This window comes from Pusillimonas sp. NJUB218 (genome assembly GCF_003788685.1).
In the GTDB taxonomy this organism is placed as follows: Bacteria; Pseudomonadota; Gammaproteobacteria; order Burkholderiales; family Burkholderiaceae_B; genus Neopusillimonas.
On the sequence record NZ_NQMK01000007.1, the window covers coordinates 75,778 to 101,249 of the forward strand.

Sequence of the window (25,472 nt, forward strand, 5' to 3'; positions counted from 1 at the left end):
CATCACTATGGCTACAGCCAAGAAGGCAGCACCAAAGAAAGCCGCTGCAAAAAAAGCAGCACCAGCAAAAAAAGTTGCAGCAACCAAAGCAGCGCCCGCTAAAAAAGCAGTAACGGCAACCAAGGCCGCACCCGCAAAAAAAGCGGCTGTTAAAAAAGCTGCGCCTGCCAAAAAAGCCGTAGCCAAAAAAGCAGCGCCGGCAAAAAAGGCAGTTGCTAAAAAAGCAGCGCCAGCTAAAAAAGCAGTAGCCCAAAAAGCAGCACCGGCCAAGAAAGCCGTCGCGAAAAAAGCTGCGCCAGCCAAGAAAGCAGTAGCAAAGAAAGCAGCACCTGCCAAAAAAGCAGTGCCCGCAAAAAAAGCAGCCACTAAAGCCGCTGCTGCTCCTGCCAAAAAAGCTGTAGCTAAAAAAGCGGCGCCGGCAAAATCGGCAGCGCCTAAAGCCGACGCCCCCAAGGCCAAAAAAGAAGAAAAGAAAACCGAAAAAAAAGCCAAGAAAGAAAAAAAAGCCAAAGCAACCAAAGCTGAAGCCAAAGCCAGCAAAGGCGCTCAAGCCACCGAAGCCAAAAAAACGGTAAACCCCGTCGCATCGTGGCCCTTCCCCACCGGCGACAGGCCTTAAGCTTTAAAAGTACCGGCTTTACTTCCTTCAAACTGCCTGGCCATGCCAGGCAGTTTTTATTGACACGACAGCATATGCAAACAAGGTCTGCCATCAAGCGTGCCTTTACCGGCCAGCTGAGCAGCAGTGTTTCTGCATGCGCAAGCCCTGCGCTCGTGCGACAATGTGCCGTTGTTAACTTTCAGGCTGGCGACTACTCATGTTTGGCAATATCCTGCACTTCATTATCAACATCGTCTTCTCGCTGTTTGGCATTGCGCTCATCATCCGCGCCTGGATGTACGCAATCCGCCTGCATCCGTTCAACCCGTACGCTCAGGCAGTTTTACGCATTACCGACTGGCTGGTGCAACCTATCAAAAAAGTCATCCCAGCCAGCAAGTTCCTCGACTGGCCCAGCCTGCTGGCCGCCTACCTGACCGCGCTGGTCTTTTTGCTCCTGACCTTCTTCGTACTCACCGGCCACTTGCCTGTCGTCAACGGATTGCTGGGCGCCTTGGTCGCCAGCTTTCTCACGGTACTTAAATGGGCGTTCAACCTGGTGTTGTGGCTCACGCTCATTCAAGTTGTACTGTCGTGGGTTAACCCCATGGCCCCGTTAATGCCCGTACTGCAAACACTTACTGCCCCACTGCTCGACCCTATCCGCCGCATTCTTCCCAGCCCAGGGGGCATCGACTTCTCACCCCTGGTGCTGCTTATCGTGGCCCAAGTCGTCATGATGGTGCTCGAAGGCTTTGCGTACCGGCTCTTCGGGGTTTAAGCCCGCAACGTTAATCAACCAAAAAAAACGCTGCTTTTATAGCAGCGTTTTTTTTAACTTCTTTAACCGTTCTTACATGGGCACGACGCGGGTTGGGCCCTGGCCGCTAATAACACGCACCCGCTGACCGGCCGAAATAGCTACGTCGGCCGCCTGTGCAATAACGCGTGTTTCGCCGTTATCGAGCTGTACGGTGATTTCGAGCCCTTGGGTTTTACCGACCTGGTTTTCGATGGTGTTACCCAGCAAACCGCCCAAAATAGCGCCGCCTACCGTTGCAATCGCACGGCCCGAACCGCCGCCCACAGCATTACCGGCAACACCGCCCAAAGCGCCACCTGCAATCATGCCAGCGCCCGACGACTTCTCGTTTTGAATGGTGACAGGACGCACCGAAACCACAGTGCCCATGCGCATGATTTGCTCTTGTTGCGCCTGACCATAGGTATAGACAGAGCTGGATGCCGAGGGATTGGCACACCCTGCAATAACCGCCAGACTACCTACCGCAACCGCCAATGCAGCCCAGCGACCGCCACGCGATGGAACATGTGTTGTAACTGTCGAACCCATTTCGATGCTCCTTTAGGCCTTGGACGCAAGGCCCGATAATTAAACTGCTGCCGGCAATGCCAGCCCATAATGTTGCTGAAGCATGGCCGCGATGTCATCGCGCCCAGGCTGATGATTTTGCGGGCCGCGTGAACCAATTTTAATCGCGCCCATGACATTCGCCAAACAACAGGCGTCGTGCAAGGCCCAGCCTTCGGACAACCCATACAACAAACCCGCGCGGTGGGCATCGCCGCACCCTGTTGGGTCAACTACATCACTAACTTTGACCGGATCAATATGCGTCGAGTTCCCGTTCTGGAACACGGTAGCACCTTCGGCACCGCGCGTGACCACAACTGCCTTCAGTCGTTCGGACAAGGCCTCCATGGACACACCGGTACGCTGGGCAATCACGCTGGCCTCGTAGTCGTTAGCCGTCAACAAGGTAGCCATATCGATCATTTCGTGAAGATCGTCGCCTGAAAAGAGCGGCATGGCCTGCCCCAGGTCGAACACGAACGGAATACCGGCATTTTTCATGCGTCGAGCATGGGCAAACATACCCTCTTTGGAGTCGGGCGACACAATGCCCCACACCGCACCGTTGCCATCAAAATCGTTTTCTGCCGAACGCACCATGGCACCGGGGTGAAACGAAGCAATCTGGTTGTTGTCGAGGTCTGTCGTGATAAAGCACTGGGGCGTGAACATGTCGGAAATGACACGAACCTGGCTGACGTCGATACCTAAACTACCCATGTACTCGAGATAATCGGACGCATCGACCCCAACGGTGCCAACGGGCACAGGATGCCCACCCAGCAAACGCAGGTTGTAGGCAATATTGCCTGCGCAACCACCATACTCTTTACGCATTGACGGCACGAAGAAAGACACGCTAAGCGACTGGATGCTGTCGGGCAAAATATGATCTTTGAAATGCCCCTCGAAAACCGTAATGGTGTCGAATGCAACCGAACCGCAAACTACTATTTTCTTTGCCATCTTAATCCTTTGAAGGAAAATACTTGCCTAATTGATAACCATTGATACGCAAGCCGTTAACTGGCACCGATACACGCAAACGAACCTCTTGTTGCGCGCCGAACGGGCCTCTGAGCTGTTGATCGTCAAGATAGTCGGCGGGCTGCAAAATACGTCGCGACACAATGGCGCCCGAGAAATCGACCAGGTCGAGTGTAAGCGCCGGCCACTGCTGCGGCTTGTCGTAGGTATTGCGCATGACAACAGTCAACACCATTTCAGTCACGTCTGCCGCACCCAACGGAGGCCTAGTCTGTCCGGCTTCTGCGCCAGCCGCACGTAATGAAGAATCCATTATCGAGATGCGATCAATGCGCTGCGGATAGTCGACGGTGCAATCAAGATGCAGGCATGCACGCTCAAGCCAGGGTCGAGTCCATGGCACCTCAGCCGCCAGTTGCATACGGAATGCATAAGCCAGCAAAAGGGCCGCCAGACCCAAAATCAGCAATACCAACACCCAACGCAGCCCGCCCGAGCGCCCACTCGACACACGTCGACGATCGGTTAAAAATACGCTGTCGTTGACCTTACGATAATTTTTGGGCTCGACGAAAATACGAGGCGCGTCCGATGCGGGCGCATCGTCTTCGATATCGGACTCGAACACGCCAGCGCCGCGATCATTGAGGGTATGTGGTGAGCGAGGCCCGGCACTGGGCGCCGCAAACGTAGGCTCGGGTCGTGCGGGCACCGCAGGCGCCCGACCTCGTACAGGAATCGTCACGGGCGGCAACGTATCCTCTGGCGCTTGGGGCAGCGTTGCGGGTACGTAGTCTTCGGCCGACTTCTCATCTACGACCGCCTCGTAGCCGTCGAAGATGCCGGCGCAATTAATGCACCGGATATACCCCTTGCGCAGCTTCATTTGCTCGAGGCTGGCCCCAAAGACAGTGCCGCAATCGGGGCAACGGGTGTTCAGCTTCATACCGCTACGCCAGAAGAAACATTACTGGCCACGTTGGCCGTGCAAACATACCCAGCCGTCACGGGCTTTCCAGACAGACATGGCTATCCAGGGGGCATACGCTTGCGCGACCTCTTCAGCCTGCCGCTCGAGCACCCCTGACAACACTAGATGACCACCAGGCGACACCCGATGACACAGCATGGGCGCAAGGATCTTGAGCGGATTGGACAGAATATTGGCTACAACGACGCCAAAATCGCCCTCGGGCAGGGCATCGGGCAAACCAGCCTGCAATTCGACCTGATTGACTGACGCGTTGTATTGCGTCGAGGTGACTGCCTGCGGGTCGATGTCGACCGCCCAGGTAGGGCCACAGCCCAGCTTACGTGCAGCAATGGCCAAAATACCCGAACCGCATCCGTAATCGAGCACGGTGGGCGCCCCTGTCATGACTTCGGACAACCATTCGAGGCACAAGTGTGTTGTAGGGTGGCTGCCCGTACCAAACGCCAGACCAGGATCAAGCTCAAGCGTGACCACGTCGTCTGATGCGGGCACGATCTGATCATCACGATGCCAACTCGGGATGATCCAGACTTTTTCACCCACCTGGATCGGGCCAAACTGCGATTGCGTTACCCGAACCCAGTCAGCGTCGGGCACCTCGCGTGTTTCCCAATGAGACAGGTCGAGCCCCAGGTCGGCATTGACACGCACGGCCTCAAGGATGTGCTCGGGGTCAACACCATCGGGAAGCAAAGCAACAACACGGTTGTGTTGCCACGCCTGCACTTCGGGCTCGGTACCCGGTTCGCCGAACAAAGGCTGTTCAGCTTCGGTATCGCGGTCGGCGTCTTCTACAGACACCGACAGCACACCCGCCTCGAGCAGCGCGTCGGACAATGCCTCTGCCGCTGCTTCGGGACAATTCAACACCAATTCACGCATGAGAGCTTCCGGATTGTTGACGAACGGCCCGATCAGGGACGCTGCGACAACTTGTGTTCGAGATAGTGAATACTGGTGCCACCCTCGACAAAGCGGGCGTCTTGCATCAGCTCGCGGTGCAGCGGGATGTTGGTTTGAATGCCTTCAACCACCATTTCGGACAAGGCAATTTGCATACGCGCAATCGCCTGCTCGCGGGTATCACCATACGTAATGAGCTTGCCGATCATGGAGTCGTAGTTAGGCGGAATGCTGTAACCGCTGAATACGTGGGAATCGAGACGAACACCCATCCCCCCCGGGGCATGCCAGGCGGTGATTTTGCCCGGGCTGGGCGTAAATTTGAAGGGGTCTTCGGCGTTGATACGGCACTCGATGGCATGGCCGCGGAACTGGACGTCACGCTGACGGAGCGTAAATTTTTCGCCGGCGGCAATCCGGATTTGCTGGGCAACCAGATCGACACCTGTAATCATTTCGGTAACGGTATGTTCGACCTGAATACGAGTGTTCATCTCGATGAAGAAGAACTCACCATTTTCGTACAAGAATTCGAATGTCCCTGCGCCGCGATAACCCATTTTGCGGCAGGCTTCGGCACAACGTTCGCCAATGCGTTCAATGAGCTTGCGCTGAATATGCGGAGCGGGCGCTTCCTCAATAACCTTTTGGTGGCGACGCTGCATCGAGCAATCGCGCTCACCCAGCCACACGGCATTACGTCCGCCGTCGGCCAGCACCTGGATTTCGACGTGACGCGGGTTCTCGAGGAATTTTTCGAGGTAGACCTCGGGGTTGTTGAACGCAGCACCGGCTTCGGTGCGCGTCATACCCACAGCATTAAGCAGCGCGGCCTCGGTGTACACCACACGCATGCCACGACCGCCACCACCACCAGCAGCCTTGATAATGACCGGGTAACCCACGTTGCGTGCAATGCGCAAAATTTCTTGCGGGTCTTCGGGCAGCGCGCCGTCGGAGCCGGGCACAACCGGCACACCGGCTTCGATCATGGCGTGCTTGGCACTGACCTTGTCACCCATGAGGCGAATGGTTTCGGGGCGAGGGCCGATAAAAACAAAGCCGCTTTTTTCAACGCGCTCTGCGAAGTCGGCGTTTTCGGACAAAAACCCGTACCCAGGGTGAATGGCTTCGGCGTCGGTAACTTCGGCGGCCGAGATAAGGGCCGGCATACTCAGGTAGCTGTCTTTGGCAGACGCAGGGCCGATGCAAACAGCCTCGTCGGCCAGACGTACGTACTTGGCCGAACGGTCGGCCTCGGAGTACACGACAACGGTTTTAATGCCCAGTTCACGGCAGGCCCGCTGAATGCGCAGGGCGATTTCACCGCGATTGGCAATCAGGATTTTTTCAAACATGGATCAGCCAATTACAAATAGGGGTTGGCCATACTCGACGGGCTCGCCATTCTCGACCAGGATTTCTTTGATCACGCCAGACTTGTCTGCTTCAATTTCGTTCAGCAACTTCATGGCTTCGATGATGCACACCGGATCGCCTTCTTTAACCGACTGGCCAACCTCGACAAAAGGCGAAGCCCCTGGATTAGGCGCACGGTAGAACGTACCTACCATAGGTGCTTTGACGATATGGCCTTGCGGCGCCTTGGGCGCGGCTTCGGCGGGGGCAGCGGGTGCTGCCGCAGCTGCGGCCTGCACAGGCGCGGCCTCGGGCACGTAGGCCACCGGCTGAACCGACTGGGAGAATTTGACGATGCGTACCTTACCCTCGCCTTCGGTGATTTCGAGTTCGGCAATACCGGACTCGGCAACGAGATCGATCAAGGTTTTTAATTTTCTGAGGTCCATACAAACTTCCCGTAACGCGGCATCAGGCCAATTCAGCGCGATGCTCGAGTAATGATTGTTAAAAAATTAATTGGTGAAACGCAGCACCTAATGAGCCAGGGCATAACGAAGCGCTGCCTCGTACCCATAGGCACCTAAACCTGCAATAACGCCCTGCGCCTGATCCGACAAATACGAGTGATGACGGAAAGGTTCACGTTTGTAGACGTTGGACAAATGTACTTCGATGAACGGCAAACCCACTGCGGCCAACGCATCGCGAATAGCCACACTGGTGTGCGTGTAAGCACCTGCATTAATGATAATGAATTCTGTTTCGTCGTGCCGGGTCGCCTGAATGCGATCAACCAGCTCACCTTCGTGGTTGCTTTGAAAAACAGCACAACCCGCATCGGCTTCGGCGCAGACTTCGGCCAGGCGCGCGTTGATATCGGCCAGCGTTTGCCGCCCGTAAATGCCGGGTTCGCGGGTACCCAGCATGTTCAGGTTAGGGCCATGCAAAACCAGAATGTGTTGTGCCATTTATGCTTTTCTACGACAGACAGACCGTCTTTTTACGCTAAAGAGCGTTATTTGTCTATTAAATACCCAAAAACCCAGGAACGTATTGGATTGCAGCAACACGTACTCAAGGCTTTGAAACACGCTGCAAAATCGCGTCGAGATGATCGGGCTTGACCTGACCCATAATGCGTTCGAGGACGTTGCCGGACGCATCGTACACCAGGGTATACGGCAAACCACCTGTTGGATTGCCCAAGGTTTTCATTAAGTCGATGCCACCATACCCCGTGACCAGCAACGGATACGTCACATTGACCTTAGGAATGAACTTTTTAATGTTGGCAGCCGTATCGACCCCCAACCCCACAAACTGCACCCCAGGATACTTTTGCTTAAGCGCTTCTAGGTCGGGCATTTCTTTGACACAAGGCGGACACCAAGTCGCCCAGAAATTAACCACCACTGGACCGCCCCGCCACTGATCGAGCGGAACCGGGGTGCCGTCGGAGTCGGGAAACTGAAGACCAAACAACCCGGCCGACGATGCCACGGCATGGGGTAACCCCCCAACGGCCAAAAGCCCTGCGGCAAACATGCCCAGGCAACGCTGCAAAAATTTACGACGCATCATCATAAAATGGATTTTAACATCGCCGTTATTCAAGCGCGGCACTACCGGCTGACTACAATAGGCAGCCAGGAGAAAACGAATGCACATACATATTTTGGGGATCTGCGGGACCTTCATGGGCGGTTTGGCCCTGATCGCCCGCGCGGCAGGCCACACTGTCACGGGCTGCGACGCCGGTGTCTACCCCCCCATGAGCACCCAGCTTGAAGAACAGGGCATCACCCTGACCGAAGGCTTCGGGGCCGACCAGGTCGACCTTAAACCCGACCTGTTCATCGTGGGCAACGTTGTGACGCGCGGCAACCCGCTGATGGAAGCCATTCTTGACCTTGGCTTGCCTTACACGTCGGGCCCGCAATGGCTGGGCGAAAACATTCTGCAAGGGCAACATGTTCTGGCTGTTGCCGGCACACACGGGAAAACCACAACCAGCTCGATGCTGGCCTGGATACTGGAACAAGCTGGGCTAGCCCCCAACTTCCTGATTGGCGGCATCGCCCCGGGCCTCAAAGTATCGGCCCGGTTCAACCCGGCACAAAAATTCTTCGTCATCGAAGCCGACGAATACGACACAGCCTTTTTCGACAAGCGATCAAAGTTTGTACATTACCGGCCGCGTACCGCGATACTAAACAACCTTGAATACGATCATGCGGATATCTTCCCGACGCTGGACGCCATCGAAACTCAGTTTCATCACTTGCTTCGCACCGTGCCGGCCAGCGGGCAAGTCATACGCCCCGCCAATGCGCCTGCTCTCGACCGCGTCATCGCACGCGGTTGCTGGACGCCCGTTGTCGACTTCGGCGACAACGGCCACTGGCAGTATCGCGATCAAGGCCATGCTACCCACTTCAGTGTCATTCAAGACGGCACACCCGTAGGCGACGTCACCTGGAGCCTGACCGGCGAACACAACAAGCTGAACGCGCTGGCCGCCTTGGCAGCAGCGCGCCACGTGGGGGTCGACACCGCGCAAGCACTGCTGGCGCTGTCGAGCTTTGGCGGGGTGAAGCGGCGCATGGAAGTGCGCGGCACCATCGCCGACATTACGGTGTACGACGACTTCGCCCACCACCCCACGGCCATTGCTACGACGCTGGCCGGCCTGCGCCGGCAAGTCGGTCAGGCCCGCATTCTGGCCGTCATCGAACCACGTTCGAACACGATGAAACTGGGCACCATGGCCGCACAACTGCCCGGCGCCTTGCAAGATGCCGACTTAGTGTTTTGCTTTGGCGAAACACAAGGCAAACACGCCCTGGGCTGGGACCCAACCCAGGTACTGGCGCCCCTGGGTACAAAAGCTCACGCACATCACGACTTGAACACACTGGTACAAGCCATCGTTGCCGCCGCCACTGCCGGCGACCATATCCTGATCATGAGCAACGGCAGTTTCGGCGGTATCCACCAAAAAGTCCTTGCTGCTTTACAGCAACCCCACCCATGATTCTTTACTTGCACGGCTTTCGCTCCTCACCGCAATCCGCCAAGGCCCAGTGGCTAGCACAAGCCGTTGCCGACCTGAACCTGACCGACCACTGGCATTGTCCGCAACTGCCGGCCAGCCCGCAGGCCACTATCGATTTATGCAACAATCTTATTGACTCGCATGCAAGCGACCCGGCTGGCGTCACCCTTGTGGGCTCGTCGCTTGGGGGCTATTACGCCGGTCACCTGGCGCATACTCGCGGCTGTCGTTCCGTTTTGCTCAACCCGGTCATTTACGCCGCACGCGACCTGGCCACTCAAGTCGGCACACACCAGCAATACCACAGCACCGAACCTTTCGTTTTTTTGCCCAGGCATGTCGACGAACTCGCCGCACTTGCATTTCCAAAGCCCCAGATGCACAGCCGCTATTTTTTAATGGCGTGTACGGGCGACGAAGTGCTTGACTGGAAAGAAATGGCAGCTTGGTACGCAGGGTGCCAAAGCCGCATCGTCAGCGGCAGCGACCACGGCATTTCCGACTTCCCGCGCTGGTTGCCCGAAGTCATGCAATTCATTCGGGCCATACCCCAAACGCAACGATAAAAACACAACGATATATGTACGTTCTCTACGAAGACAGTGGCGCATTCAAGGCTGAAAAAATCTTTTCGCAAAGCGACTCAACCCTGCAGGTCGAGTCCGAAAGCGGAAAACGCAGCAAAATAAAAGCAGCCCACGTACTGTTCCAATTCGAGCAGCCCGCGCCACAAGCCCTCCTGGCTCAGGCGCATGCGCTGGCAGACACGTTGGAAATTGATTTTTTGTGGGAGTGTGCGCCGCAAGACGAATTCGAAGCCATTGCCTTTGCGCAAGAGTATTTCGGCCACCCCCCGTCGGCTACTGAAAAGGCAGCTCTTATTTTTGCGCTGAACAGCGCACCGGCCTATTTTCATCGACGCGGTAAGGGTAGATACCGTCCAGCTCCACCTGACATACTCAAAGCCGCTTTGGCCGCCATCGAAAAAAAGCAAAAACAAGCCGAACAGCAACAAGCCTGGACGGATGAATTGGTTGCAGGTCGACTACCGGAAGACTTGGCCGCTGTTGCACAAAGCTTTTTGGTCAAGCCCGACAAAAACTCCTTGCAGTGGAAGGCGTTTGATGCGGCCGTCACTCAACTGGGCACAAGCCCCGAAAAATTATTGCTTCAGGTCGGCGCCTGGCCCAACCCGCTCAAGCTTCACCGCGATCGCTTCTTCGCCACCCACTTCCCGAAGGGGCACGAGCTCAAAACGCTCGATATCCCGCCCGTTGAAGACGAACTGCCGTTTGCCGATGTCGAGGCCTACTCAATCGACGACATCACCACGACCGAGGTTGATGATGCCTTGTCAGTCACCCCGATTTCAGCCTCCGAAGTACGTATCGGTATCCACATTGCGGCCCCAGGCCTGCTGATCAAGCGCGGCAACGAATTCGACGACATGGCACGCAACCGCATGTCTACGGTTTACATGCCCGGCCAAAAGGTGTCGATGCTGCCCGAACCGCTGATCCAGGCGTTCTCGCTGGACGCCGGGCAAATCAAACCCGCTTTGTCGCTGTACGTCACGGCCAACCTCGAGACCGGAGAAGTCAGCGCGACCGAGACCCGCCTTGAGCGCATCAGCGTCAAAGAAAACCTGCGGCACAACTGGCTGGATGCAGACGTGACCGAAGAAGCGCTGGACACGCCCGAAGCACCGCTGCCCTATGGGCATTGGTTGCGCCCCTTATGGCAGTTTTCGCGACACCTGAACCGCGAACGTGAGGCCGTACGCGGCAAACCGGAAAACAACACCCGGACCGAATACTCGTTTTACCTCGAAGGCCCGCCAGACGACCCGGAAAGCATCGTCAAGCTGGTGCCGCGCCAACGCAACGCGCCGCTTGATCGCCTGGTGGCCGAGTACATGATCCTGACCAATAAACTGTGGGGTGCTTTTATGGCCCAGCATGGCGTGCCCGGCATCTACCGTTCGCAACAGGCCGGGCGTGTTCGCATGTCGACGCAAGCGCTCCCCCACGAAGCTATTGGCGTGCCCCAGTATGCATGGTGCACCTCGCCTTTGCGACGCTATGTCGACCTGATCAATCAGGGGCAAATTATCGCCGCAGCACAACATGGCGTATCGGCACGACTGGTTGCGCCCTTCAAGCCCAAAGAAGCCGACCTGTTCGCCATTATTGGCGCCTTTGATGCGCAGTACGCCGCATGGGGCGAGTTCCAGTCCACCATGGAACGCTATTGGTGCCTGCGTTGGCTGCAACAACAAGGCATTACCGAAGTCACCGCCAGCGTACTGCGCGAAGACCTAGTCAGGTTCGATTGTGCGCCCTTAGTAACCCGGGTGGGCGGTCTGCCCGAACTCGAACGCGGTACGCAGGTCAAACTGGCAATAACAGGCTACGACGAGCTTTCGCTCGAGATTCATTGCCGCCTTATCGAGACCCTTTCACCGGAGCCATGAGTCGCGTGTGGGCCATAGAGCGCAAAACCTATCTTTACATTGGTATCGCGGCGTCCCTGATTTTGCACGCTGCGGCACTGGCCCTGCGCTTTACCCACACACAGCAACCAACCCGCCCACCGGCACAATCGCTCGATGTCACCTTGGTTAACGCGCACACCGAAGCGGCTCCGGTTGCACCGCAGGTGACTGCACAAAACAACCTGAACGCCGGCGGCAACACGGCAAACAACAACGCCGTAGCCAGCACCCCATTACCGCGCACCAGCACCGAGGCAGCCGATGAAATCATTCTGGAAGCCATGCGCAAACGCCAAGCCGAGCTGGAGGCGCGCCAAGAGCAATTGCTGACCCAGCTTGAGGCCCGCCTGCAGGTCAATACAGCACAACGACCCGATCTGCTGCAGCAATCAGATGATCCCGGCCAAGACAACCGTATCCAGGACAGTGCTCTGCTTGCCGCACAAATTGCAGCACTGAAAGAGCGCATCGAACGTTACAACGCACGACCCAAGCAGCAGTTTGTAGGGCCAGCCGCGCAACAAGCTGCCTATGCGCAATATGTCGAAGCCTGGCGGCAAAAAATCGAACAGATCGGTACCACGCATTACCCACAAGAAGCACGCGGCAAAATCTACGGTACGCTACAGCTCACCACCTACATCAGAAAAGACGGCTCTCTTGAGCGTGTCGAGATCAACAGACCATCGTCCGAACCGGTACTGAACCTGGCAGCCCGGCGCATTGTGCAACTGGCTGCGCCGTTCCCTCCTTTACCACCCGAAGTCGCAAAAGACCTGGATATTCTGGCCATTACCCGAACCTGGCACTTCACCAACGACCAACTGATCACCCAATGACTACCCCAGCGCCCCCCATCTCCAACCCTGCACTTCGAAAATTTGCCGTCATTGGCAATCCTGTCGCCCACAGCCGTTCACCGTTTATCCATGAGGCGTTTGCCGCTCAAACCGGGGTATCACTGGTCTACGAAAGGTTGTGCGCGCCACTCGACAATTTTGCGGGCACGGTAAAGCAATTTTTTGACGATGGCGGTGTCGGCCTGAACGTGACTGTCCCGTTTAAAGAACAGGCCTGGCAAATGGCAAAAGACGGCCTGTCGGAACGCGCCCGCGTTGCCGGTGCAGTCAACACGTTGTGGATGCAAGACGGCCAGCTTAAAGGATGCAACACCGACGGTATCGGGCTGCTGAACGACCTTGAGCGCCAGGGGCAAAACCCGACCGGGAAACGCATTTTGCTGGTGGGCGCTGGTGGAGCGGCGAAAGGTGTCGCGCTGCCGCTTCTAGAGGCCGGATGCACCAAACTCCACATTGTCAACAGAACTGTCGAAAAGGCCATGGCCTTGCACGCCGCCATGACGGACGCTGCCCCGACCTATGCCTTGTCCCTCAGCGCCGGAGGTCTGGACTCGGCCGACGGTCAATGGGATATCGTCATCAATGCGACGTCGAGCAGCATCGACGACAAGGCCCCGGACCTGCCGGGCGCGCGCTTTGCACCAAACGCCCTTGCCTATGACATGTTCTACGCCACCCGGCCCACAGCATTCATGCGCTGGGCCGAAAGCGCCGGGGCGGCGCACGTCTGCGACGGGCTGGGTATGCTGGTCGGGCAAGCTGCCGTCAGCTTCCAGATCTGGAATGGCGTGTTGCCCGATGTCGGCCCTGTGCTGATCGCGCTGCGCGCGCAATTGCACGCCAACCTATAAGCGGAGCCCCCAGCCAATGTCAAAAGCCAGACTCGCCGGACTCTTTGCACTGCTAGGCCTGTTCGGCCTGCTGCTGTATCAGTTCGGCCTGTTTGTCATGGTGGTTTGGCTGAACTTTAACAACCCCAACACCAGCGCCTTCATGCGTGCCACGCTAACCGAACTGCGTGCCGATAACCCCGATGCCCGAATTGCTTTCGAGTGGGTGCCCTACGACCGTATCAGCCCGAACTTGAAACGCGCCGTCGTGGCGGCCGAAGACGCCAACTTCATGACCCACAGCGGCGTCGAATGGGAAGCCATAAAACGCGCCTTCGAATACAACATTCAAATGGCAGACGAAGGCCGCAGCCGGATCCGCGGCGGGTCAACCATCAGCCAGCAACTGGCAAAAAACCTGTTCCTTTCGAGCGACCGCTCTTACTTGCGTAAAGGGCAAGAACTTGTCCTGACCTACATGATAGAAGCCGTCATGAGTAAAGAGCGCATTCTGGAGCTTTATCTGAACATTGCGCAATGGGGCGTCAATGTTTTTGGCGCACAGGCCGCCGCACAACACTACTTCAAACGCGATGCGGCACAGCTTGGCAGCGCACAGGCTGCCCGCCTGGCCGCCATGTTGCCCAACCCCGCTTACTACGACCGGCGCGGCAACACCACTTACCTGCAATCGCGCACCGCCACGCTTACCCGGCGCATGCGTATGGTCGACATTCCGTGAACTGGGCAACAACATACCCACCACCTTATCGTGGCATTACAACGCACGATAGCGCGTCGTTTGTTAAGCTTACGACTTGGCTTTTTTGATTTGAATCTTCATGCGCACCGCTCGTCGCTATCTTGCCCGCGAAATCAATCGCTCATGTGCCGTTGTCTTACTGGCACTGCTGGGCTTATTTACCTTTTTTGCGCTCATCGAAGACCTGGAAGACGTCGGTGAAAAATTCACCCTGCTGAACCTGTTTTATCTGCAGGCGCTGCAAATGCCAACGCGACTCTACGAATTGCTGCCCATAGGCTTGCTGATCGGGGCCATTCTTGCCCTGGCCAGCCTGGCGCAACGCAACGAACTGGTCATTTTCCGGGTATCGGGCGTCAGCGGCATGAAGCTCATGCGCATGTTGTGGGTTATTACCATCCCCTGGGTCGTCGGCGCCTTCATCTTGTCTGAAATCGTTACCCCCGCGGCCGAAATCAAAACAAGCGAAACCACCCTGCAATTACTCGGGCGCGCTGGCGGCGGCCGACTGAACAGCGGCTACTGGTTCAAAGAAGAAGCCCCGGATAACGGCACGCGTGTGATCAACATTGCTGAATTGAAGCCTAATGGCGGGGTTGGCGGCATTACGCTGTACGAGTTTCGTCACGGCCAAGAACTCGCCACATATTCGCAAGCAGTAGACGGCTACTTCGCCGACGGCGCCTTGATCATGAACCAGGTCACCGAAACTGCCGTAAATGCGCAGGCCATTTCGGCTCTAGCTGATGCCAAAGTGCCCGACATGCCGGTCACACAAGTTAATCGTGTCGAACAACGCAGCCTGCCCACATCGCTTACACCCGAACGCCTGATCGCTCGTATTCTGACACCCGAACGCATGTCAATTTCGGTATTGACCGACTACATCAGCTACCTTGAGTCCAATAACCTGCAAACCGACCGCGAAGTCGTCGCCCTGTGGCGCAAGCTAGCGTACCCGTTCACCTTGCTGGTCATGATCACCATTGCGGCACCCATTGGCTTTATGCAAACCCGCCGCGGCGGCGTTGGCGGCAAGGTGTTTGTGGGTATTTTGCTAGGTGTCGGTTTTTTCATGATCAACCAGTTAGCGCTTAACGTCGGCATGCTCGGCAAATGGGCACCCTGGGTCACAGCCCTCGTCCCCAACATTGCGGCGTTATTGTTGGCCCTTGGCGCGCTTATCTTGATGGAAAACCAGCATAACGTCAGGCGATTCATGGTCAGCCGCAACCCGTTCAGCCGGCCGGCCCGATGACCAGACATCACGACATCTGGATGATCGGCGATATTCAGGGGTGCTGTCATGCCCTTGAAGACCTACTCAAGCACCCCGACCTGTCGGCCGATAGAAATCGCGAGCTCTGGTTCGCTGGCGACATTGTCAACCGCGGCCCCCGTTCGCTTGAAACCGTACGACACATCATGGGCATGCGGAAAAAAGCCGTTACCGTGCTGGGCAACCACGACCTAAACCTGCTTGCGGTGGCTGCTGGGGTGCGCAAGCCCGGCAAGTCGGACACCATAGCCGACATCTTAAAAGCCCCTGATGCCGACGAAATCATTACCTGGCTGCGTCACCGCCCATTAGCGCACTACGCCCACGGTCACCTGCTTGTGCATGCGGGCGTACTGGCCAAATGGGACGTCGACAAGACCCTGGCGCTGGCCAGCGAAGTCGAGGCCGCACTGCGCTCACCCAACTGGAAGCGCACGCTTGAAAAAATGTATGGTAACGAACCAGCCGACTGGCGTGACGACCTGGGCAATAACAAGCGTTTGCGGGTGATTATCAATGCCCTGACGCGGATTCGCATGTGCAATAAAAAAGGGCACATGGAGTTCAGCTACAAAAACGCACCCAATGCGTCAACCAACGGCGACCTGATCCCGTGGTTCGACGTACCCAACCGGGCAACGGCCGACCATACCATTGTCTTCGGACATTGGTCGACGCTGGGTTTGATGATACGACCCGACGCCATTTGTCTGGACACCGGCTGTGTGTGGGGCGGCAAACTTACTGCATTGCGCCTGCACGATCACAAATTGGTGCAGGTATCGTGCAAACAGGCGCAAAAACCTTAAATCGCCAGGCTCAAGCCCGCCGACAATTATGACGTTGGCGCACAAATAACCGCATGACGAATTTGCTCGCGCACCAGAGTCGCGACTTCGGCCCGCCCCAAGGGCTGGCTTTCCGATGGCGGAATGGGCGGTAAAAATTCAACCTCGACGCGACTGCCTGTTGCGCCCAGCAGCACCCACATATTGCCGACCAAGGTTTGTTCACCCACAAAGGCCAACAAATCGCTACGCTGGGTGCCTTGATAAAACCTCAAGGCCACCGGCTGTATGACAACTCCGGCCCGCAGGGGCGGCTCGAACAAACTGGCATGAAACGGCAAGACATCGAAACCCGTGCTGGTCGTACCCTCGGCAAACAACCCCACCACCTGAGCCGTATCGAACATGGCCTGCATTTGCTCGCCGACGCGGCGCACCGAATTGCGCTGGGTGCGATCAATAAACACCGTACCCGCCTTATAGACAAGCCAGCCGATAACCGGCCATTTACGGATATCTTGCTTGGCAATGAACGCCACGCAGCGAACGCTGCTGAGGATAAAGATATCTATCCAGGACACATGATTAGCGACCCATAACGCGGAGCCCGTCATGACTGGCTGGCCAATCACCTGAACCTTGACCCCGCATATGGCCATAAGCATGCGAGACCACATATTGTTGAGCCGCGACCGCCCTTGCAATCCGACAAGGGGATAAATCGTTGCGACACAAAAAAGGCTGGAAGCCAGCCATAACAGCACAAAGGGAACTCGGATCAAAAACAGTACTACGCGCAAAATAACCTCTTCAGGATGTTGCACCTTGACCCGGAGCATCAAGGTATCGCTGCAGGATAATAGCAGCTGCAACCGCGTCGTCGGGCTGATGACTGCCTAATCGCTCTTGCGCCTCGAGACTGGAGCCTCGCTCGTCGACCAACTCGACCGGGACACCGAAGCGACCGTTAATCTGGTTGGCGAAACGACGCGCCTGCGTTGTAGCCAACTGCTCTGCGCCATAGGTATCGAGCGGCAGGCCGACAATCACACGATCGGGCCGCCATTCGTTGATAAGGCTGGCTATAGCCTGAAACCGCAAGTCTCGGCGCTCGGCCGTGATAATGGTCAAAGGCCGGGCGTGGCGCGTTAGCGTATTTGCCAGCGCCACCCCTATTTTCTTCAGGCCATAATCGAAAGCCAACAGGGTTTCTTCAGGCATGCCCCGCCGTACCTGCCAGCATGGAAGAATGAATACCCAACACGCCTAGCGCCGATTCGTAGCGCGATTCGGACGGCACATCGAATATGACGGTATTGGATGATTCGACATTGAGCCACGCATTTTGTGCCAGCTCACTTTCCAGCTGACCGGCGCCCCAACCTGCGTACCCCAACGTCACCAGATAATGGTCGGGGCCCTTGCCCGCGGCGATATCTTCAAGAATATCGCGCGACGTGGTGAGCAGAACATCGCCCAACGGGATACTGGACGTATATTGACGCCCTGGCGTGTGCAACACGAAACCCCTGTCAGTATGCACCGGGCCGCCATAAAAAACGGGCTGCTCGGCAACCGCGGCACCGGGCGCGAAACTGATGGAGAGACGCTCGAGCAGATCGGCCAAGGTAAGGTCTGTAGGCCGGTTGACCACCAGGCCCAGTGCACCCTGACTATTGTGTTCGCACAAGAAAACTACCGTGTTGGCCCACTCGCCGCCGACCATGCCGGGCATGGCCAGCAAAAACTGTTTGGACAAGTCAACCTGGTGTTCGGTGTGGTGTGTAGCAGATGCCATGACTCGCCCCTTAAGGTAATTAAACTTCCATCATCTCGAAATCTTCTTTGCGGGCGCCGCATTCGGGGCACACCCAGTTGGGAGGAACGTCTTCCCAACGTGTACCGGGAGCAATACCCTCGTCGGGCAACCCGGCTTCTTCATCATAAATCCAACCACAGATCAAACACATCCATGTACGCATTACTTGTTACTCACTGAAAATATTGAAAGCTGCCCAAGGCAAGGGCAGGTATCCTATAGAATGGGGTCAATTCGATTAATCCCAATAGTAACCGGGTTTCCCTCAGTGCAAGAAGCGTCGCCCCCTATCGTCCTCGTTTTCGGTCCATTCGACCCAACCGGTTCGGCATTTTTGCCGGCCGACGCCATTACGTGCGCCGCTCTGGGCGGCCACGCCATCAGCGCCATCACCGCGCTGCATATCCAAGACACCGCCAACGTCGAAGACGTCCAGGACATCAGTCCCGACATCATCGACGACCAGGCACGCTGCCTGCTCGAAGATATGTCGGTGCGTGCCATCAAGGCTGGGCCGCTGTACACCACCGATGCTGTCCGGGTGCTGGCACAAATTGCGGCCGACTATGCCGATGTTCCATTGGTGGTTCATTTGGCCGGCGTGCCTCAGGTTTTTGCCAGCAACGAACACGACCTCGAAGAGGTCAACGCCGCGCTCTGCGAACTCTTGCTCCCGCAAACCGACCTGGTCATTATTGAAGACAGCCTGCTGTCGCAGTGGGGCAACGACGGCGTTCTGCCCGGGCGGGGGGCCGGCCATCTGGCCGACACCTTACGCAGCTTTGGCACACCCTGGGTACTCACGACGGGCGAAACACTTCGGCCGGGTCATCGGGCCTATGTCTTGCGCGGCCCCGACCAGCAAGTCTTCAACTGGGCGTGGCATGCCCCGCAGGCTCGTACCGCCAACCTCGACGGACCCCTGGCCTGCGCGCTGACGGTAGCGCTGGGCCAAGGTAAGGCCTTACCGGGTGCGGCAGAAGACGCCATCAAAGCAACCGTCGAACTCACTGCACGCACCTTCCGGCCCGGCATGGGTTCACGCCTCATCAACCGCACAGCACCATGACCCACGCACAACGTCTCCCCCGCGGCCTGTATGGCATCACGCCCGACACCACACACTTCGAGGCACTGCACGAAGCCGTTACGTCCGCCGCTCTGGGTGGGATGAAAACACTCCAGTGGCGACAAAAACAGTTGTCGCCAACGCTGTCGCACCGGCATGCCCTGGCCATGGCGCAACTTTGCCGGCAGCTGGGCGTTGTTTTCATCATCAACGACGACGTCGATCTGGCCATTGCCGTCGGCGCCGACGGGGTACACCTGGGCAAAGACGACGGCTCCGCCCGCCAAGCCCGCGAACGTCTCGGCCCCGGCAAAATTATCGGTCGTTCGTGCTACAACGAAATTGAACGTGCCAAAACTGCCATTGCCGACGGTGTCGACTATGTAGCTTTTGGCACTGTATTTACATCATCTGTCAAACCCGATGCCGTTCGCGCACCACTTGCGCTTTTCGCGCAGGTACGCAGCCTTTTCAATGACCAACCACCCGTCGCTCTGGTGGCTATCGGCGGCATTACGGCCGATAATGCATCCCAGGTCGTTAGCGCCGGAGCCGATAGCCTTGCCGTTATCGGCGGCCTTTTCGATCAGCCCGATGTCCGGGCAACCGCGGCACGCTTCGCCGCCCTGTTTTAACTTTTACTTGCTCAAAGATACCGCCCATGCCACGTAATACCGCCCTCTTCGAACGTGCCTCTCAAACTATTCCCGGCGGGGTCAACTCGCCAGTTCGGGCCTTCCGCTCGGTGGGTGGCGTTCCGCGCTTTATTGAGCGCGCCAACGGCCCCTATGTGTGGGATGCCCAAGGCACACGCTATACCGACTATGTCGGCTCATGGGGCCCCGCCATCCTGGGCCACGCCCACCCCGAAGTCATCAAAGCCGTCCAAGATGCTGCCGTCAACGGCCTGTCGTTTGGGGCACCCACCGAAGCCGAAATCGAAATTGCCGAAGCCTTGGTGGCGCGCCTACCCTCTATCGAAAAAGTGCGCCTGGTCAGTTCGGGCACCGAAGCCACCATGAGCGCTATCCGGCTGGCCCGCGGTTACACCAAACGCTCCAAGATCATCAAATTCGAAGGCTGCTATCACGGCCACGCCGACAGCCTGCTCGTCAAGGCAGGCTCCGGTATGCTCACCTTCGGGAACCCGACGTCGGCCGGCGTACCGCCCGAGTTCATCCAGCACACACTGGTGCTCGACTTCAACAACATCGATGCCGTCGAAGCCGCCTTCAAGGCCCACGGCGACGAAATCGCCTGCATTATTGTCGAACCCATCGCCGGCAACATGAATCTGGTTCGCCCGCAGCCGGGCTTCCTCGAAGCCTTGCGCCAACTATGCACCAAACATGGCGCATTGCTGATTTTCGATGAGGTCATGACCGGCTTCCGTGTCGGCCCGCAAGGGGTTCAAGGTCTAACAGGCGTCAAACCCGACATCACCACGTTAGCCAAAGTCATTGGCGGCGGCATGCCAGTCGGTGCATTTGGCGGCCGGGCCGACATCATGGAATACGTCGCCCCGTTGGGGCCTGTTTACCAGGCGGGCACGCTGTCCGGCAACCCCGTCGCGGTTGCTGCAGGCCTGGTCACCCTCAAGTTGCTATCCGAGCCGGGCTTCTACGACCGCCTGGAAGCCCAAACCCGCAAATTGGCCGATGGCCTGGCTGAGCGCGCCGAAAACGCCGGCATTCCGTTTAGCGCCGATTACGTCGGTGGTATGTTCGGCCTGTATTTCCGCGAACGTATCCCGACGACCTTAGCCGAAGTGTCCGAATGTGATGTCGAGCTGTTCAAGAAGTTCTTCCATGCCATGCTGATCAAAGGCATTTACTTTGCGCCGTCAGCCTTCGAGGCCGGGTTTGTATCGGCCACACACGACGACGACGTCATCAATGCAACTCTTGACGCTGCCGAAGAGGTGTTTGCAAAGCTATAGGCCTTGTAGATAGCGCCGGGGCCCTTGACTGTTGCATGCAAGGACCCGGTTATCGCGCTCAACGCACGGTTCCGCCTGGCTCAGACCTTACTGGGTTCAGCGTAACGCAAAAACAGAAACGCCCCGGGGTATTAGATACCCCGGGGCGTTTTTCTGGATTTACCGATCAGTCGAAAGATCAGGCAGCCGGAGGCACGACCGCAGTCACCTCGATTTCAACGCGCGCACGGTCTTCGATCAGGGCGGCCACTTCGATGGCCGTCATGGCCGGGAAGTTGCGACCGATAGTGGCACGGTAATGCTGGCCGATTTCACGTAGCTGCGAGGTGTACTCTTGCTTGTCGACCACATACCAAGTCATGCGGGTAATGTGTTCGGGGCCAGCGCCGCCCTCTTTCAACACGTCGACAATGTTGCGCAACGTCTGGCCAACCTGCTCGGCCAAGTTGTCGGTTTCGAACTGCTGCTGGGCATTCCAGCCGATCTGGCCCCCAACAAAAATCAAACGGCTGCCGGGTTGCATTTCGGCCATAGTACCGTTGGCGTAACCGCGGGGTTCGGTCCAATTTGGGGGTTGCAAAATTTTCATGATTGCCTCGTGTAAATCAAATAAAAATCAAAAAATAGTTAGCTCTGTTGGGCTTGTTGCCTAAGAACGAACCGTTGCAATTTGCCTGTTTCAGTGCGCGGCAGCTTGGCGACGAACTCGATAGCGCGCGGGTATTTGTACGGAGCGATGGTGGCTTTGACGTGGTCTTGCAATGCCTTGACCAACGCAGCATTACCTTCGAAGCCAGGCTTGAGCACCACAAAAGCTTTAACGATGTTGCCGCGCTCGGGGTCGGGCTGACCGACCACACCGCATTCAGCAACAGCCTCGTGCTTGAGCATGGCGTCTTCGACTTCGGGCCCGGCAATGTTGTAGCCGGCCGAAATGATCATGTCGTCATTACGCGCCTGGTAGTAAAGGTAGCCGTCTTCGTCCATTTTGAACGTGTCGCCAGGCAAGTTCCAGCCATTCTGGACATAGACCGTTTGACGATCGTCGGCCAGATAACGGCAGCCTGTCGGGCCTTTAATGGCCAGCCGACCAACAACACCCGTACCCACCGGGTTGAAATCATCGTCGACAACTTGCGCAATATAGCCGGGCACAACTTTGCCAATGGCGCCACGTCGCACGTCTTCGGGTGGGCTGGACACGAACACGTGGATCATTTCGGTGCCGCCGATACCGTCGGTCATTTCAATGCCTGACGCTTCTTTCCAAAGCTGACGTGTCGTGTCTGGCAAGGCTTCACCTGCCGATACTGTGCGCTTCAGGCTGGACAGGTTGTATTTGCCAACCAGGGCCGCCATCTGGCGATAAAACGTCGGAGCGGTAAAGGTTGTCGTCACCCCAAACTGCTCGACCTTGGCCAGCAGTTCGTCGGGCGACAGCTTTTCGATAAGTACCGTCGAGCCACCGACACGCAGCGGGAAACACAGCATGCCACCCAACCCGAACGTAAAGGCCAACGGCGGCGTACCGCAAATGATGTCGCCTGCGTCGAGCTTGAGAATGTGCTTCGAGAAGGTGTCGCACATAGCCAGAACATCGCGGTGAAAGTGCATGCACCCTTTGGGCTTGCCTGTCGTACCGCTGGTAAACGCAATCAGGCAGACATCGTCGACTGCAGTGTCGCAGGCCTGAAACTGGCCCGACTTGGCCGCAGCCAATGTCTCGAGCGCATCGGGGCCATTGTCGCAAAAGTAACGAACACTTTTAAGCGACGGGCAATACGCCGGATGCGCAGCGTCGAAGCAATGCTCGATTTCGTCAGCAAGACGCTTGTCGCACAACACAGCCGTGATTTCAGCTTTATCAACAACCGGCTTGATTTCTGATGCGCGCAGCAAAGGCATGGTGGGTACAGTGACCAGACCGGCCTTGACGGCCGCCAACCAACTGGCCGCCATCATGGGGTTATTAGGGCCACGCAGCAACACGCGGTTGCCAGGCACCAGCCCCATGTCTTCGACCAGTACCTGGGCGATCTGGTCGGTCAGGCGTTTAAGCTCGGCATAGGACAATGACTTTTTTTCGTTACCCTCGGGCCAACGCAACGCGATATTGTCGCCGCGGCCTTGTTCGACATGACGATCGACCAGCTCTACAGCAGCGTTCAAACGGGCCGGATAAGCGACATCGGAATTACCGTCGAGCAAAAATTCGGGCCAAAGCTCGACGGGTGGCAGATTGTCGCGGGCAAATGTATCAATATGGGCAGATCTTTCCAACTGTGTCTCCTCTTTTTATTGGCTATGGATTACGGCGAGTTCTTGAGCAGCTCGCGCGCAATGATCAGTTTCTGCACTTCGGTTGCGCCTTCGTAAATGCGCAAGGCACGGATTTCACGGTAAAGTTTTTCTACGGGTTCGCCCGACACCACGCCCTGGCCGCCAAACATTTGCAACGCGCGATCGATAACGCGTTGCGCAGATTCAGTAGCTGTCATTTTGGCCATGGCCGCTTCGCGGGTGGTCCGTTGCTTTTGTACATCGCGCATCCAGGCCGCACGATATGTCAGCAATGCCGAAGCATCGATATCGGTAGCCATGTCGCCCAAGGCAGCCTGAGTCAATTGCAGGTCGGCCAGTGTCTGACCAAACATAGGTCGCGATTTCGCACGTGCCGTGCCCTCTTCCAGGGCGCGACGGGCAAAGCCTAACGCGGCCGCAGCAACCGATGCACGGAAAATATCCAGCGTCATCATGGCAATTTTAAAGCCCTGGCCGGCGTCGCCCAGACGCTGCGAGACCGGAATACGGCAGTTCTCGAATTTCAGTCGCGCCAGTGGATGCGGTGCGATGACGTCGATACGCTCGGCAATCGTTAAGCCCGGCGTGTCGGCATCGACAACAAACGCCGAAATGCCGCGTGCGCCCGGGGCTTCGCCAGTACGCACAAACACGCAGTAGAAATCGGCGATTCCACCGTTGGAAATCCAGGTTTTTTCACCGTTGATCACATAGTGATCGCCTTCCAGCGTTGCCTCGCACGACATGGCGGCGACATCGGAGCCAGCATTAGGCTCGGACAGCGCAAACGCCGCTATAGCGTCACCACGGGCAACCCGTGGCAAGTAACGCATGCGCAGGTCGTCGCTGCCGGCTATTGAAATAGCGCCGCTACCCAAACCTTGCATGGCAAACGCAAAATCGGCCAAACCGTCGTGACGCGCCAGCGTTTCGCGCACAATACACACGGCGCGCGAGTCGATTTCGGGCCAGCGGCCGCCCCAGGCGCCACCGGGGCCCGACGGTACGGCGACCGTTAACCAACCGGCATCCCCCAGCGCACGCACCAGGTCACGACACGCCTGATCGGTATCGCTGTGATCGATACTGGACAAATTCGCTTCACACCAAGCGTCGAGTTCCCGGGCGAACGCCGGATGACGCTCGTCGAAGAACGGCCAATCAAGCCATGTCGTGTCGGTCATTTAGTCACCTTCGAAAACGGGTTTCTGTTTGGCTACAAACGCGTGGTACGCACGATGAAAGTCTTTAGTCTGCATGCAAATAGCCTGAGCTTGCGCCTCGGCTTCAATCGCTTCGTCAACACCCATAGCCCACTCTTGGTGCAGTGCCTTTTTGGTCATGGCATGTGCAAACGTCGGACCATTGGCCAACTGCTGCGCCAACTTTTGTGCTTCGGCCAATAAGGCATCGGACGAGTGCAGACTGTTGTAGAAGCCCCAGTTATAACCTTCTTGGGCCGACATGGAGCGACCTGTGTAAAGCAATTCGGACGCCCGCCCCTGGCCAATAATACGCGGCAGAATCGCGCACGAGCCCATATCGGCGCCGGCCAAACCCACGCGGGTGAACAAAAACGCTGTTTTGGTTTGCTCGGTGGCCAAACGCATGTCAGACGCTAACGCAACTACCGCGCCTGCGCCGGCACACACGCCGTCAACCGCCGCAATAATGGGCTGCGGGCAGGCGCGCATGGCTTTGACCAGATCACCCGTCATGCGGGTGAACTCGAGCAATTGAGGCATCGTCATTTTGGTGAGCGGGCCGATGATTTCGTGCACATCGCCACCCGAACAGAAGTTGCCGCCCGCACCGGTGATAACCACCATTTTGATGTCGTTGGCATAAACCAGCTTGCGGAACAGGTCACGCAACTCGGCATAGGACTCGAATGTCAGCGGGTTCTTGCGATCGGGACGGTTCAGCGTAATGGTGGCGACTTTGCCGTCTTCGGATACTTGCCACAAAAAGTTGCGGGCCTCGTAACCGGCCATGGGGCCCGTATGGTGGGCCATGGTGTGTTCTGTCGTCATGAAAACTCCTTCGTTAGGCA

Annotated in this window: 29 protein-coding genes; 13 read left to right on the top strand and 16 right to left on the bottom strand. The window is 57.2% G+C overall.

Annotation, left to right across the window (positions count from 1 at the left end; all coding sequences use genetic code 11):
* Positions 1-7: 7 nt before the first annotated feature.
* Positions 8-619, top strand: a complete 612-nt coding sequence (locus tag CHR62_RS10195; protein WP_093969429.1) for a histone — start codon at positions 8-10, stop codon at positions 617-619.
* Between the two features lie 199 nt (positions 620-818).
* Positions 819-1,382: a YggT family protein gene (locus tag CHR62_RS10200; protein ID WP_123660870.1), complete on the top strand. Its 564-nt coding sequence runs from the start codon at positions 819-821 to the stop codon at positions 1,380-1,382.
* Between the two features lie 72 nt (positions 1,383-1,454).
* Here CHR62_RS10200 and CHR62_RS10205 read toward each other — a convergent pair whose 3' ends face one another.
* From CHR62_RS10205 to CHR62_RS10240, 8 genes are all read right to left on the bottom strand, one after another.
* A complete protein-coding gene (locus CHR62_RS10205; RefSeq protein WP_093969431.1) occupies positions 1,455-1,955 on the bottom strand; it encodes a glycine zipper 2TM domain-containing protein in 501 nt (166 codons plus the stop codon).
* A 39-nt stretch (positions 1,956-1,994) separates the two neighbouring features.
* Positions 1,995-2,942, bottom strand: coding sequence for a carbohydrate kinase family protein (locus CHR62_RS10210; protein ID WP_093969432.1), 948 nt, complete (start codon positions 2,940-2,942; stop codon positions 1,995-1,997).
* A 1-nt stretch (position 2,943) separates the two neighbouring features.
* The gene (locus tag CHR62_RS10215) at positions 2,944-3,909 is read right to left on the bottom strand and encodes a zinc-ribbon and DUF3426 domain-containing protein (protein ID WP_123660871.1); all 966 of its coding nucleotides are present in this window, start codon (positions 3,907-3,909) and stop codon (positions 2,944-2,946) included.
* 21 nt (positions 3,910-3,930) lie between these two features.
* Complete coding sequence (gene prmA / locus CHR62_RS10220) at positions 3,931-4,839, bottom strand: 50S ribosomal protein L11 methyltransferase (RefSeq protein ID WP_123660872.1); 909 nt, start codon at positions 4,837-4,839, stop codon at positions 3,931-3,933.
* A 32-nt stretch (positions 4,840-4,871) separates the two neighbouring features.
* Positions 4,872-6,218, bottom strand: a complete 1,347-nt coding sequence (accC, locus tag CHR62_RS10225) for an acetyl-CoA carboxylase biotin carboxylase subunit (RefSeq protein ID WP_093969435.1) — start codon at positions 6,216-6,218, stop codon at positions 4,872-4,874.
* A gap of 3 nt (positions 6,219-6,221) precedes the next feature.
* Positions 6,222-6,668 carry an acetyl-CoA carboxylase biotin carboxyl carrier protein gene (accB, locus tag CHR62_RS10230; RefSeq protein WP_093969436.1) on the bottom strand — a complete coding sequence of 149 codons (447 nt, stop codon included), beginning with the start codon at positions 6,666-6,668 and terminating at the stop codon, positions 6,222-6,224.
* Between the two features lie 87 nt (positions 6,669-6,755).
* Positions 6,756-7,190 (bottom strand): type II 3-dehydroquinate dehydratase, encoded by a 435-nt coding sequence (aroQ, locus tag CHR62_RS10235; protein ID WP_093969437.1) that lies wholly within the window; start codon positions 7,188-7,190, stop codon positions 6,756-6,758.
* A 106-nt stretch (positions 7,191-7,296) separates the two neighbouring features.
* Positions 7,297-7,806, bottom strand: coding sequence for a TlpA disulfide reductase family protein (locus CHR62_RS10240; protein ID WP_123660873.1), 510 nt, complete (start codon positions 7,804-7,806; stop codon positions 7,297-7,299).
* 76 nt (positions 7,807-7,882) lie between these two features.
* On the opposite strand from CHR62_RS10240, the gene mpl reads away from it, so the two are divergent.
* From mpl to CHR62_RS10280, 8 genes are all read left to right on the top strand, one after another.
* Positions 7,883-9,256, top strand: a complete 1,374-nt coding sequence (mpl, locus tag CHR62_RS10245; protein WP_123660874.1) for a UDP-N-acetylmuramate:L-alanyl-gamma-D-glutamyl-meso-diaminopimelate ligase — start codon at positions 7,883-7,885, stop codon at positions 9,254-9,256.
* Positions 9,253-9,843: a YqiA/YcfP family alpha/beta fold hydrolase gene (locus CHR62_RS10250; RefSeq protein ID WP_093969440.1), complete on the top strand. Its 591-nt coding sequence runs from the start codon at positions 9,253-9,255 to the stop codon at positions 9,841-9,843. Before mpl ends, CHR62_RS10250 begins: the two co-directional genes overlap by 4 nt.
* 14 nt (positions 9,844-9,857) lie before the next feature.
* On the top strand, positions 9,858-11,750 hold the full coding sequence (locus CHR62_RS10255) for a ribonuclease catalytic domain-containing protein (RefSeq protein ID WP_123660875.1): 1,893 nt from the start codon (positions 9,858-9,860) through the stop codon (positions 11,748-11,750).
* Complete coding sequence (locus tag CHR62_RS10260; RefSeq protein ID WP_093969442.1) at positions 11,747-12,610, top strand: TonB family protein; 864 nt, start codon at positions 11,747-11,749, stop codon at positions 12,608-12,610. The genes CHR62_RS10255 and CHR62_RS10260 overlap by 4 nt, the downstream gene beginning before the upstream one ends.
* A complete protein-coding gene (gene aroE / locus CHR62_RS10265) occupies positions 12,607-13,482 on the top strand; it encodes a shikimate dehydrogenase (RefSeq protein WP_123660876.1) in 876 nt (291 codons plus the stop codon). Before CHR62_RS10260 ends, aroE begins: the two co-directional genes overlap by 4 nt.
* Positions 13,483-13,498: 16 nt before the next feature.
* Positions 13,499-14,203 carry a monofunctional biosynthetic peptidoglycan transglycosylase gene (gene mtgA / locus CHR62_RS10270; protein ID WP_093969444.1) on the top strand — a complete coding sequence of 235 codons (705 nt, stop codon included), beginning with the start codon at positions 13,499-13,501 and terminating at the stop codon, positions 14,201-14,203.
* Positions 14,204-14,303: 100 nt separating this feature from the next.
* The gene (gene lptG, locus CHR62_RS10275; protein WP_123660877.1) at positions 14,304-15,482 is read left to right on the top strand and encodes an LPS export ABC transporter permease LptG; all 1,179 of its coding nucleotides are present in this window, start codon (positions 14,304-14,306) and stop codon (positions 15,480-15,482) included.
* Positions 15,479-16,312 carry a symmetrical bis(5'-nucleosyl)-tetraphosphatase gene (locus tag CHR62_RS10280; protein WP_123660878.1) on the top strand — a complete coding sequence of 278 codons (834 nt, stop codon included), beginning with the start codon at positions 15,479-15,481 and terminating at the stop codon, positions 16,310-16,312. The genes lptG and CHR62_RS10280 overlap by 4 nt, the downstream gene beginning before the upstream one ends.
* Before the next feature lie 26 nt (positions 16,313-16,338).
* Here the strand turns inward: CHR62_RS10280 and CHR62_RS10285 are convergent, their stop codons facing one another.
* Genes CHR62_RS10285 through CHR62_RS10300 form a run of 4 tightly spaced genes read right to left on the bottom strand, consistent with a single transcriptional unit; the run spans position 16,339 to position 18,273 of the window.
* Positions 16,339-17,091, bottom strand: coding sequence for a 1-acyl-sn-glycerol-3-phosphate acyltransferase (locus CHR62_RS10285; RefSeq protein WP_093969581.1), 753 nt, complete (start codon positions 17,089-17,091; stop codon positions 16,339-16,341).
* Between the two features lie 10 nt (positions 17,092-17,101).
* Positions 17,102-17,512 (bottom strand): Holliday junction resolvase RuvX, encoded by a 411-nt coding sequence (ruvX, locus tag CHR62_RS10290; protein WP_093969447.1) that lies wholly within the window; start codon positions 17,510-17,512, stop codon positions 17,102-17,104.
* Positions 17,505-18,089, bottom strand: coding sequence for a YqgE/AlgH family protein (locus tag CHR62_RS10295; protein ID WP_093969448.1), 585 nt, complete (start codon positions 18,087-18,089; stop codon positions 17,505-17,507). Before CHR62_RS10295 ends, ruvX begins: the two co-directional genes overlap by 8 nt.
* A 19-nt stretch (positions 18,090-18,108) precedes the next feature.
* Positions 18,109-18,273: a rubredoxin gene (locus CHR62_RS10300; protein ID WP_093969449.1), complete on the bottom strand. Its 165-nt coding sequence runs from the start codon at positions 18,271-18,273 to the stop codon at positions 18,109-18,111.
* Positions 18,274-18,378: 105 nt separating this feature from the next.
* Between CHR62_RS10300 and CHR62_RS10305 the strand changes: the two genes are divergently transcribed.
* Genes CHR62_RS10305 through hemL form a run of 3 tightly spaced genes read left to right on the top strand, consistent with a single transcriptional unit; the run spans position 18,379 to position 21,118 of the window.
* Positions 18,379-19,179, top strand: a complete 801-nt coding sequence (locus CHR62_RS10305) for a bifunctional hydroxymethylpyrimidine kinase/phosphomethylpyrimidine kinase (protein ID WP_123660879.1) — start codon at positions 18,379-18,381, stop codon at positions 19,177-19,179.
* Positions 19,176-19,814, top strand: a complete 639-nt coding sequence (gene thiE / locus CHR62_RS10310) for a thiamine phosphate synthase (RefSeq protein ID WP_123660880.1) — start codon at positions 19,176-19,178, stop codon at positions 19,812-19,814. The genes CHR62_RS10305 and thiE overlap by 4 nt, the downstream gene beginning before the upstream one ends.
* 26 nt (positions 19,815-19,840) lie before the next feature.
* On the top strand, positions 19,841-21,118 hold the full coding sequence (gene hemL / locus CHR62_RS10315; RefSeq protein WP_123660881.1) for a glutamate-1-semialdehyde 2,1-aminomutase: 1,278 nt from the start codon (positions 19,841-19,843) through the stop codon (positions 21,116-21,118).
* A 178-nt stretch (positions 21,119-21,296) separates the two neighbouring features.
* Here the strand turns inward: hemL and CHR62_RS10320 are convergent, their stop codons facing one another.
* The 4 genes from CHR62_RS10320 to CHR62_RS10335 are packed head-to-tail and all read right to left on the bottom strand — an operon-like array spanning position 21,297 to position 25,452.
* A complete protein-coding gene (locus CHR62_RS10320; RefSeq protein ID WP_123660882.1) occupies positions 21,297-21,707 on the bottom strand; it encodes a RidA family protein in 411 nt (136 codons plus the stop codon).
* A gap of 38 nt (positions 21,708-21,745) precedes the next feature.
* Complete coding sequence (locus CHR62_RS10325; protein ID WP_123660883.1) at positions 21,746-23,398, bottom strand: AMP-binding protein; 1,653 nt, start codon at positions 23,396-23,398, stop codon at positions 21,746-21,748.
* A 29-nt stretch (positions 23,399-23,427) separates the two neighbouring features.
* Positions 23,428-24,603 carry an acyl-CoA dehydrogenase family protein gene (locus tag CHR62_RS10330; RefSeq protein ID WP_123660884.1) on the bottom strand — a complete coding sequence of 392 codons (1,176 nt, stop codon included), beginning with the start codon at positions 24,601-24,603 and terminating at the stop codon, positions 23,428-23,430.
* A complete protein-coding gene (locus tag CHR62_RS10335) occupies positions 24,604-25,452 on the bottom strand; it encodes an enoyl-CoA hydratase family protein (protein ID WP_093969456.1) in 849 nt (282 codons plus the stop codon).
* Positions 25,453-25,472 lie beyond the last annotated feature (20 nt).